Source organism: Streptomyces himastatinicus ATCC 53653 (assembly GCF_000158915.1).
Taxonomy (GTDB): domain Bacteria; phylum Actinomycetota; class Actinomycetes; order Streptomycetales; family Streptomycetaceae; genus Streptomyces; species Streptomyces himastatinicus.
On record NZ_GG657754.1, the window covers coordinates 3,649,576 to 3,661,450 of the forward strand.

2 protein-coding genes are annotated in these 11,875 nt (G+C 72.5%); both read right to left on the reverse strand.

Annotated features, from left to right (window positions below):
• The coding region (locus SSOG_RS14840; protein ID WP_039941098.1) for a beta-ketoacyl synthase N-terminal-like domain-containing protein at window positions 1–827 on the reverse strand (827 nt) is incomplete at its 3' end.
• On the reverse strand, window positions 824–11,875 hold an 11,052-nt coding region (locus SSOG_RS14845; protein ID WP_245606297.1), incomplete at its 5' end, for a type I polyketide synthase. The genes SSOG_RS14840 and SSOG_RS14845, both read right to left, overlap by 4 nt.

Genomic DNA, 11,875 nt, shown 5'->3' on the forward strand with positions numbered 1-11,875 from the left:
ACGCCCTCGCCCCAGCCCATGCCGTCGGCCGCGTCGGAGAACGCCTTCGAGCGCCCGTCCGCGGCCAGCCCGCGCTGACGGCTGAACTCCACGAACGCCACCGGAGTGGACAGCACGGCCACACCCCCGGCCACGGCCAGCGAGCATTCCTTGCGGCGCAGCGCGTGCACCGCCTCGTGCAGGGCGACCAGCGACGACGAGCAGGCGGTGTCCACCGTCACCGCGGGCCCTTCCAGGCCGAGGACGTACGAGAGGCGCCCCGAGAGCACCGCGCCCGAACCGCCGGTGACCACGTAACCGGCCACGTCCTCGGGCACCGCCTCGGGAGGCGGTCCGTAATGGGAGGGCGTGCCGCCGACGAAGACCCCGGTGCGGCTGCCCTTGAGCGACGACGGGTCGATACCGGCGCGCTCGACCAGCTCCCACGACGCCTCGAGGACGAGCCGCTGCTGTGGATCCATGGCGAGGGCCTCACGCGGCGAAATCCCGAAGAGGTCGGCGTCGAATTCGGCGGCATCGCGAACGAAGCTGCCTTCCCTCACATAGCTGGTGCCGGGCTTTCCCGATTCCCGGTCGGGGTCGTAAAGCGCGTCGATGTCCCAGCCCCGGTCGTCGGGGAATTCGGATACGGCGTCGGTACCGCTGGACAGCAGCCGCCACAGCCCCTCGGGCGAGTCGGCACCTCCGGGAAGACGGCAGTTCACGGCCACGATCGCGATGGGTTCGCGCTCGGCCGCCTCCTGCTCCTGGAGGCGCGCCCGCGTCTTGTGGAGGTCGGCCGTCACCCATTTGAGATATTCCCGGAGCTTGTCTTCGTTCCCCGTCATGATTTACCGAACTCCCGGTTGATGAAGTCGAATATCTCGTTGTCCGTCGCCGTATCCAGCTGGTCTTCCACGGCCGGTCCCTCGTCCGGCGCGGCGCCGCCCGGAGGGTTGTCCTCCGTGGCGTCGCCCAGCCGCGACAGGAGCAGCTGAAGCCGCGAGGTGATGGTGGTCCGGGTGTCCTCGTCCTCCGGGAGGATCGAAAACACCGCCGCCTCCAGCCTGTCGAGTTCCGCGATCGCGGACTCCCCGCTGCCGACCGCGCTTCCGACGAGCTGTGCCCGTAGGTAGGCGGCGAGGTCGGCGGGTGTCGGATGGTCGAAGACGAGCGCCGCGGGAAGCCGTAGCCCGGTGGCGCCTTGCAGCCGGTTGCGCAGCTCGACGGCGGTGAGCGAGTCGAAGCCCAGATCCTTGAAGGCCCGGTCCTCGCCCACCGTGTTCGTTCCGTCGTGGCGCAGCACGGCGGCGGCGTGGGAGCGCACCAGGCCGAGCAGGGTGCGCTCGCGCTCGGCCTCCGTCATCGCCGTGAGCCGCCCGGCCAGCGCCCCGGCCCCGTCGGCTTCCTCGCTGTCGGAAGTGTGCGCCGCCGTGGCCTCCTGGAGCGCCTGGCGCACCTCGGGCAGGTCGTGCAGCAGCGGCCGTGGCCGCGCGGCGGTGAAGGCAGGGGCGAAGCGCGCCCAGTCCACGTCGGCGACCACGGCGCACGTCTCGTCGTGGTCCAGCGCCAGCTGGAGCGCCTCCATGGCCAACTCCGGGTCCATCGACAGGACGCCGAGCCGGGTCATGTGCTCCTCCGCCCCGCTGTCCGTCAGCATGCCCGCACCGGCCCACGCACCCCACGCGACGGACGTCGCGGGCAGCCCCCGGGAGCGGCGGCGCTGCGCCAGCGCGTCCAGGTGTGCGTTGGCCGCGCCGTACGCGCCCTGGCCACCGGCGCCCCAGACCCCGGCGTTCGAGGAGAACAGCACGAAGGCGTCCAGGTCCTCATCGGCCAACAGCTCGTCGAGGTGGACGGCGCCCGACACCTTGCCCGACGCGGCCTCGGCGAGCGTGGCGTCGTCCGTCGCGTCGAGGCTCGCGTTCGGCGCCACACCTGCCGTGTGCACCACCGCACGCACGGGAGAACCGTCCGCCCGCAGCTCCTCCAGCAGCGTGGCGAGCGCCGCGCGGTCCGCGACGTCGCACGCGGCCACCGTCACCCTGGCCCCCATCGCGGTCAGCTCGTCCCGCAGCTCACCGGCGCCCGGAGACTCCAGGCCACGGCGGCTGGTCAGGACGAGATGGTCGGCCCCGCGCCGCGCCATCCAGCGCGCCACGTGCCCGCCCAGCGCACCGGTTCCGCCGGTGATCAGGACCGTGCCCTGCGGCTTCCAGTCCCGTACGGCCCGTACGTCCCCGAGCGGCGCGTGCACCAGCCGTCGCGCGAACACGCCCGTGGCGCGCAGCGCGACCTGGTCCTCGGTGCCGCCCTCCGCGGCTCCGGCCGGTGTGCCTGCTGCTGGTGTGCCCCCGGCCCGTACGCCACCGGTCAGCACGCCGCGCAACCGCGTCATCGTGCGGGCGTCGGGCGCCTCCGGCAGATCGACCAACCCGCCCCAGCGCTGCGGGTGTTCGAGGCCGACGATCCTGCCGAGACCCCAGGTCTGCGCCTGCGCCGCGCTGACGGCGGAGCCGTTGCCGTCCGGGCGCCCCGTGGCCACGGCACCCCGCGTGGCCAGCCACAGCGGTGCGTCCCACGCGGCATCGCCCAGCGCCTGCACCAGCCGCAACGTGGCCGCCAGGCCGCGCGGCACCACGGGGTGCGGCGGATGCGGATCCTCGTCCAGCGCGAGCAGCGACAGTACGCCGCTGATGTCACCGTGCCGGGCGCGAACCTCGGCGAGTTGGGCGGCCAGCCCGGCGCGGTCCCCGTCGGCCGCATCCCAGACCAGCGGGACGACCGTCCCTCCGCCGTGGGACAACGCCTGGGATGCGGAGGTCGCCCATGGGTCGTCCGCGTACCCGGAGGGGACCACCAGCAGCCACGTACCGGCGGTGGGCACCTCGTCCGTCAACGCGCCCTCCGGCACCTGCTTCCAGGCGATCCGGTAACGCCAACCGTCGACGGTGGACCGGGTACGACGCTGCCGGCGCCACGACGAGAGGGTGGGCAGCAGATCACCCAGCGACGACTGCTGTGCCTCGCCCTCGACGTCGAGAGTCGACGCCACCGACTCCAGATCGCCGCTCTCGACCGCCTCCCAGAAACGCTCCTCGACCTGATCGGCAGGCAGGGTGACTGCCCTGCTCGCCGCGACGGCGGGGGCGTCGAGCCAGTAGCGGCGGCGCTGGAAGGCGTACGTGGGCAGGTCCGCGCGGGAAGGGTTGGTGGCGGCGAAGGCCCGCGTCCAGTCGACGTCCATGCCCTGGACCCACAGCTCGGCGAGGGAGGTCAGGAAGCGATCCAGCCCACCGTCGTCCCGGCGCAGCGTGCCGGTGACCACGGCCGCGTCGGCGATGTCCTGCACGCTCATGGTGAGGACGGGGTGCGAGCTGACCTCGATGAACGTGCTGTGGCCCTGTTCGGTCAGCGTCTCGATGGCTGACTGGAAGCGAACCGTCTGCCGCAGGTTCCGGTACCAGTACCCGGCGTCCAGCGTCGTCGTGTCCAGCCATTCATTCGTCACCGTCGAGAAGAACGGCACCTTGCTGGTCTGCGGTCGTACGGACGCCAGCACCCGGGCCAACTCGTCCTCGATCAGCTCCACATGTGTGGTGTGGGAGGCGTAGTCCACCGCGATACGACGGATACGAACCTCAGCGGCCTCACACTCCGCCACCAGCTCGTCCAGCGCCTCCGGCTCACCGGCCACCACGACCGAGGTCGGGCCATTGAGCGCGGCCACCTCCAGCCGACCCGCCCACCGCTCCAACCGGGCCTCAACCTCGGCCAGCGACAACGCCACCGACGCCATCCCGCCACGACCAGCCAGACCACCGGCGATGGCCTGCGACCGCAACGCCACCACCCGCGCACCGTCCTCCAACGACAGCGCACCAGAGACGCAGGCCGCGGCAATCTCGCCCTGCGAGTGCCCCACGACGGCCGTGGGCTCGATGCCGTACGAACGCCACAGCGCCGCCAACGACACCATCACCGCCCACGACACCGGCTGCACCACGTCGACACGGTCCAGCGAGGGCGCGTCCGGCACCTGCCGCACCACATCCAGCAGGCTCCAGCCGACATGCGCCGACAGCGCCGCAGCACACTCCGCCATCCGCTCCGCGAACACCGGCGAAGCATCCAGCAACTCCACCGCCATCCCCACCCACTGCGAACCCTGCCCCGGGAACACGAACACCACCCGGCCGCCAGCCCCCGCGGCCGTGCCCGTCACCAGCCCAGGAACCTCCTCGCCCCGCGCCAGAGCAGCGACACCGGACGCCAGGCCGTCCCGGTCTCCGGCCACCACGACCGCACGGTTCTCGAACACCGCACGTCCCGAGGCCAGTGACCAGCCCACATCCACCGGCGACAGCCCGCCGTCGCCCTCGACGTGCGACAGCAGCCGCGCCGCCTGCCCCCGCAGCGCCCCGGCACCACGGCTGGAGAACACCCATGGCAGGGCGGCGGGTGGCGCGCTGTCGGCCTTCCGTACCGGCTCCGCCTCGGGTGCCTGCTCCAGGATGACGTGCGCGTTCGTACCGCTCACCCCGAACGACGACACGCCCGCCCGACGCGGACGCCCCTCCGCCTCCGGCCACGCTCGCGCCTCGCTCAGCAGCTCCACCGCACCGGCCGACCAGTCCACCTTGGACGACGACTCGTGCGCGTGCAGCGTCTGCGGCAGCACACCGTGGCGCATGGCCTGCACCATCTTGATGACACCGGCGACACCGGCAGCGGCCTGCGCATGCCCGATATTGGACTTCAGCGAGCCGAGCCACAGCGGCTGCCCCTCGGCGTGCTCCTGGCCGTACGTGGCGAGCAGCGCCTGCGCCTCGATGGGGTCGCCCAGCGTGGTCCCCGTACCGTGCGCCTCCACCGCGTCCACATCCGCCGCCGATACGCCAGCGTTGGCGAGCGCGGCGCGGATCACGCGCTGCTGCGACGGGCCGTTCGGCGCCGTCAGACCATTCGACGCACCGTCCTGGTTCACCGCCGAGCCGCGGACCACCGCAAGCACCTCGTGGTCGTTGCGGCGGGCGTCGGACAGCCGCTCCAGCAGCAGCATGCCCGCGCCCTCGGCCCAGCCGGTGCCGTTCGCGTCGTCCGAGAACGCCTTGCACCGGCCGTCAGGCGACAGGGCCCGCTGGCGGCTGAACTCCACGAAGGTCGTCGGGGTGGACATCACGGTGACGCCACCGGCCAGGGCGAGGGTGCATTCGCCGTTGCGCAGCGCCTGCACCGCGAGGTGCAGGGTCACCAGGGACGACGAGCACGCGGTGTCCACCGTCACCGCCGGGCCCTCGAGCCCGAAGGTGTACGAGACCCGGCCCGAGGCGACGCTGCCCGCGCTGCCATTGCCGATGTATCCCTCGAAGCCGTCGGGGGCCGTCTGCATCCGGGAGGCGTAGTCGTTGTACATCACGCCCGCGAACACGCCCGCCCGACTGCCCCGCAGCGACTGGGGATCGACACCCGCCCGCTCGAACGCCTCCCACGAGGTCTCCAGCAGCAACCGCTGCTGCGGGTCCATCGCCAGCGCCTCGCGCGGCGAGATGCCGAAGAACTCCGGGTCGAACTCGGCGGCGTCGTGGAGGAAGCCGCCCTCCCGGGAGTACGTCTTGCCCTGCCGGTCCGGGTCCGGGTCGTACAGGTTCGCCACGTCCCAGCCACGGTCCACCGGGAACTCCGAGATCGCGTCGGTGCCGCTCGCGACCAGGTCCCACAGCTCCTCCGGGGACCGCACACCACCAGGGAAGCGGCAGCCCATGCCCACGATCACGATCGGGTCGTCCTCGGGCGCGACCACCGAAGCCACCGGCACCACAGCCGTCTCCGCAGCGCCGAACAGCTCGGCGCTGAGGTGCCGGGCGAGGGCGTTGGGGGTGGGGTGGTCGAAGACCAGCGTGGCGGGCAGTCGGAGGCCGGTGGCGGCGTTGAGCCGGTTGCGCAGCTCCACGGCCGTCAGCGAGTCGAAGCCGAGATCCTTGAAAGCCCGGCTCTCCTCCACCGCCCCCGCCGAGCCATGGCCCAGGACGATCGCGACGTGTCCGCGCACGAACTCCAGGAGTTCCGCGCGCTGTTCGTCGCCGGAACGCCCGGCGAGGCGCTGAGCGAGGCCGCCGGAGGCGGACGTGGCCCGTGCGCGGCGTACGGGGCCTCGGACCAGTCCGCGGAGGATGGCCGGGACGGTCCCGTCCGACGCGCGCAGCGCCGCCGTGTCGAACCGCGCCGCCAGCAGCAACGCGTCATCGGCCGCGACACCGGCGTCGAACAGCGCCAGTCCCTCGTCCGACGACAGCGCCCTCAGCCCCGAGCGAGCGATCCGCGCAAGGTCCGCCTGGCCCAGCTCGCCGGTCATGCCGCTGCGCTGCTCCCACATCCCCCACGCGAGCGAGGTCGCGGGCAGTCCTTCGGCACGGCGTACGGCGGCCAGCGCGTCCAGGAACACGTTCGCCGCCGCGTAGTTGCCCTGGCCCGCGCTGCCGAGCACACCGGCAGCCGACGAGAACAGCACGAACGCCGACAGGTCCAGCTCACGCGTCAGCTGGTGCAGATTCCACGCGGCGTCCACCTTCGGGCGCATGACCTCATCGAGCCGTTCCGGCGTCAGCGCCGAGACCAGCCCGTCGTCCAGCACACCCGCCGTATGCACCACCGCGCTCAACGGATGCTCGGCCGGAATCCCGTCCAACAGCCCGGCCAGCGCGTCCCGGTCGGCCACATCGCACGCGGCCACCGACACCTCCGCACCCAGCCCCGACAGCTCCGCCATCAGCGCGTCGGTGCCCTCAGCTTCCGCACCACGACGGCTCACCAGCAACAGCCGCCGCACACCGTGCTCGACCACCAGATGCCGCGCCACCAGACCGCCCAGCACCCCCGTGGCCCCCGTGACCAGCACCGTTCCGTCACCATCGGAGCCGGTCCAGGACGGGGCATCGCCCTGCCCGGACGAAGCGCCCGAGGCCAGCCGCGGTACGTACACCACGTCACCGCGCACCGCGAGCTGCGGCTCGTCGCCCGCGCCCAGGGCCAACGCCAGGGCAGCGGACGGCGTCTCCTCGCCGTCGGTGTCCACCAGCACGAACCGGCCCGGGTTCTCCGTCTGTGCCGACCGCAGCAGCCCCCACGCGGCAGCCGCCGCCAGATCCCCGACCGACTCGTCGGCCCCGGCCGCCACCGCACCCGTGGTCACCACAGCCAGCCGCGACCCGGCGAACCGCTCATCGGCCAACCACGCCTGCACCAATCCCAGAGCGCACCCAACCGCCTCATGCGCAGCCCGCCCCGTCTCACCGGCAGCCGACGTCACGAACGGAACCAGCACCACATCCGGCACCGAAGCCCCAGCCCCGACAGCCGCGCTCAGTGCCTCCAGATCGGCGTACGCAGCACCATCGCCCGAACCGACCACGGCCACATCGCCAGACGCCACCGCATCCGACGGCACCGCGGTCCACTCGACGCGGAACAGCGCATCCCGCGTCCCACCGCTCACCGCGCCCGCCAGCCGATCGACATCCACCTCGCGCATGACCAGGGACTCGACCGCCGCGACGGGCTGCCCGGTGCTGTCCGCGACCGTCACCGAGACCGCGTCCGTACCGGCCGGAGCCAGCCGCACCCGCAGCACACCGGCACCCGCCGCGTACAACGACACACCACGCCACTCAAACGGCAACCGCGCCCGGCCATCCGAGAAGAAGTCGCCCAGCTGCACGCCGTGCAACGCCGCATCCAGCAGCGCCGGATGCAGACCAAAGCGCGCCGCCTCTTCCTGCTGCTCCTCGTCCAACGCGACCTCGGCGAACACCTCGTCCCCGCGCCGCCACGCCGCCCGTACGCCCTGGAACACCGGCCCGTAGCCGAATCCAGCAGCATCGAGGTCCGCGTACATGCCGTCCGCAGACACCGGCTCCGCACCCACCGGCGGCCACACCGCCAGCTCATCGGCCGCCGACCGCGCACCGCTCGACCCCAGCACGCCCATGGCGTGGCACGTCCACGGCCCGCCCGCAGCCTCGTCCTCGGCGCGGGAGTACACGGTCAGCGAACGCCGCCCGGCCTCGTCCGGCTCGTCCACCACCAGCTGGAGCAGTACACCGCCGCTCTCCGGCACGATCAGCGGGGCCTGAAGCGTCAGCTCCTCCACCGCGTCACAGCCGACCTGGTCGGCGGCCCGGACCGCCAGCTCGACAAACGCGGTCCCGGGCAGCAGCACCGCGCCCGCCACCACGTGATCGGCCAGCCACGGATGCGTACGCAGCGACAGCCGACCCGTCAGCAGCAGCCCGTCCGCGCCCGCCAGCTCCACCGCGGCGCCCAGCAGCGGATGCTCCGCCGAACCGAGCCCCAGCCCGGCCGCCGCTCCAGCACCCGCCGCGTCCGCGCCGCCCTCCAGCCAGTACCGCTCGCGCTGGAAGGCGTACGTCGGCAGATCCGTCCAGGACGCTCCCGTGCCGGTGAACACCTGCTCCCAGGCCACGTCCACGCCCCGCGTCCACACCCGGGCCATGCCCTCGACGAACGCTCGCTCCTCGGCACGGTCCGCCCGCAGCACCGGCACGAACGCCGCGTCGGGCAGGGTCTCGGCACCCATGGAGCTGAGCGCGCCGTCCGGACCGACCTCCACGAAGACACCGACGCCTTCGGCGTGGAGAGCGCTGATGCCATCGGAGAAGCGCACGGCCTCCCGCACATGCCGCACCCAGTAGTCCGCCGAGTCCAGTTCCCCGGCGGTGGCCGGTGAGCCCGTCAGGTTCGACATCACCGGCACCTGCGGGGCGGCGTACGTCAGCCCCTCGGCCACGGAACGGAACTCGGCGAGCATCGGCTCCATGCGCGGCGAGTGGAACGCATGCGAGACCCGCAGCCGCTTGGTCTTACGCCCCAGCTCAGCCAGCTCACCAGCGATCTCAAGGACCACGTCCTCGTCACCGGACAGGACCACCGACGACGGACCATTGACCGCCGCGATCCCCGCCTGGTCCTCACGGCCGGACAGCAGCGGGACGACCTCGGCCTCGGCGGCCTGCACCGCCACCATCGCGCCACCGGAAGGCAGCGCCTGCATCAACCGGCCGCGCGCCGCCACCAACCTCGCCGCGTCCGCCAGCGAGAACACACCCGCCACATGAGCTGCCGCGATCTCGCCGATGGAGTGCCCGCCCACGAAGTCCGGCGTTATACCGAAGGACTCCACCAGCCGGAACAGCGCCACCTCGACGGCAAACAAACCCGCCTGGGTGAACACCGTCTCATCCAGCAGACCCGACGCCCCGGCCTCGCCGAACACCACATCCCGCACCAAGCACTCCACATGCCCGGCCAGCTCCCCATCCAGCGCCTCGCACGCCTCGTCAAAGGCCCGCGCAAACACCGGGAACCGGCCATACAACTCCCGGCCCATCCCGACCCGCTGCGAGCCCTGACCCGAGAACACCACCGCAACCCGGCCACCACCACCGGCCACACCCCAGCCGAGCGTCACACCAGGCGCTTCCTCACCTCGCGCCACCACCCCCAGCCCAGCGGCCAGCTCAGCCGCCGTACCGCCCACGACCACCGCGCGGTCCTCCAGCGCGGCGCGCCCCGCCGCCAGCGACCAGCCCACATCCACGGGCGACAGCTCGGCCTCACCCTCCACCCGGGAGAACAACCGAGCCGCCTGGCCCCGCAGCGCGGCCTCGCCACGCCCCGACACCACCCACGGCACGACGCCGGCCACGACCGCGCTCGCATCCGACGTCGGTTCCACGGCCGGGGCCTGCTCCAGGATGACGTGGGCGTTCGTCCCGCTCACACCGAACGACGACACACTCGCCCGGCGCGGACGATCGTCAGCGTCCGGCCACTCCCGCGCCTCGTTCAGCAGCTCCACCGCACCGGCCGACCAGTCCACCTTGGTCGACGGCTCATCCGCGTGCAGGGTCCGCGGCAGCACACCGTGCTGCATGGCCTGCACCATCTTGATGACACCGGCCACACCGGCGGCGGCCTGCGCATGCCCGATGTTGGACTTCAGCGACCCCAGCCACAGCGGCGGCTGACCCTCGGCGCGCCCCTGCCCATACGTAGCAATCAGCGCCTGCGCCTCTATCGGGTCGCCCAGCTTCGTCCCCGTACCGTGCGCCTCGACCGCGTCCACATCCGCCGCCGCCACGCCCGCGTTCGCCAGTGCGGCCCGGATCACCCGCTGCTGCGACGGACCATTCGGCGCCGTCAGACCATTGGACGCACCGTCCTGGTTCACCGCCGAGCCCCGGACCACCGCAAGCACCCGGTGGCCGTTCGCCCGCGCGTCCGACAACCGCTCCAGCAGCAGCATGCCCGCGCCCTCGGACCATCCGGCACCGTTGGCGTCGTCCGAGAACGACCGGCACCGGCCGTCCGTCGACAGGCCGCGCTGACGGCTGAACTCCACGAAGACGGCCGGGGTGGACATCACCGTGACGCCACCGGCCAGGGCCAGCGAGCATTCGCCGTTACGCAGTGCCTGGGCCGCCAAGTGCAGTGACACCAGGGACGACGAGCACGCCGTGTCCACCGTGACCGCAGGGCCCTCCAGCCCGAAGACATAGGAGAGGCGGCCGGAGGCCACGCTGCCCGCGCTGCCGTTGCCGAGGTACCCCTCGAACCCGTCGGGCGTGACTCGCAGGCGCGAGCCGTAGTCGTTGTACATGACCCCGGCGAACACACCGGTGCGGCTGCCCCGCAGCGACTGCGGATCGACCCCCGCACGCTCGAACGCCTCCCACGCGGTCTCCAGCAGCAGCCGCTGCTGGGGGTCGGTGGCCAGCGCCTCCCGGGGCGACATCCCGAAGAAGGCGGGGTCGAACTCGGCCGCATCGTGCAGGAAGCCGCCCTCCCTGGCGTACGTCTTGCCCTGCCGGTCCGGGTCCGGGTCGTACAGGTCCTCGATGTCCCAGCCACGGTCCACCGGGAACTCCGACACCGCGTCGACGCCCCGGGCGACCAGGTCCCACAGCTCCTCCGGCGATCGCACACCGCCGGGGAAGCGGCAGCCCATGCCCACGATCACGATCGGGTCGTCCTCGGCCGCGACCGTCGAAGCCACCGGCACCACAGCCGTCTCCGTGGCGCCGAACAGCTCGGCATGCAGATGGACGACCAGGGCGGCCGGTGTGGGGTGATCGAAGACGAGGGTGGCGGGCAGCCGCAGCCCGGTGGCGCCGTTCAGCCGGTTCCGCAGGTCCACGGCGGTCAGCGAGTCGAAGCCGAGATCCTTGAACGCACGGCTCTCCTCCACCGCACCGGCCGAGTCATGGCCCAGGACGGTCGCCACGTGTCCCCGTACGAGTTCCGACAGCGCACGCGTCCGCTCGCTCTGCGTCAGCCCGGCCAACCGCTGCGCCAGGCCCTCCGCCGTCCCGGCGCCCTCACCGGCACGCGCCCGGCGCACCGGCCCCCGCACCAGTCCGCGAAGGATGGACGGGACGGTCGCCTCCGCCGCGCGCAGCGCCGCCGTGTCGAACCGCGCCGCCAGCAGCAACGCCTCGTCCGCCGCGACACCGGCGTCGAACAACGCCAGCCCTTCGTCCGACGACAGCGCCCTCAGCCCCGAACGCGCCATCCGCGCCAGATCCGCCTGGCCCAGCTCGCCGGTCATGTCGCTGCGCTGCTCCCAGAGACCCCAGGCCAGCGAGGTCGCGGGCAGTCCTTCGGCGCGGCGTACGGCGGCCAGCGCATCGAGGAACACGTTCGCCGCCGCGTAATTGCCCTGGCCCGCGCTGCCCAGCACACCCGCAGCCGACGAGAACAACACGAACGCCGAAAGCCCCAGCTCACGCGTCAACTCATGCAGATTCCACGCCGCGTCCACCTTCGGGCGCATGACACCCGCCAGCCGTTCCGGCGTCAGCGCCGAGACCAGCCTGTC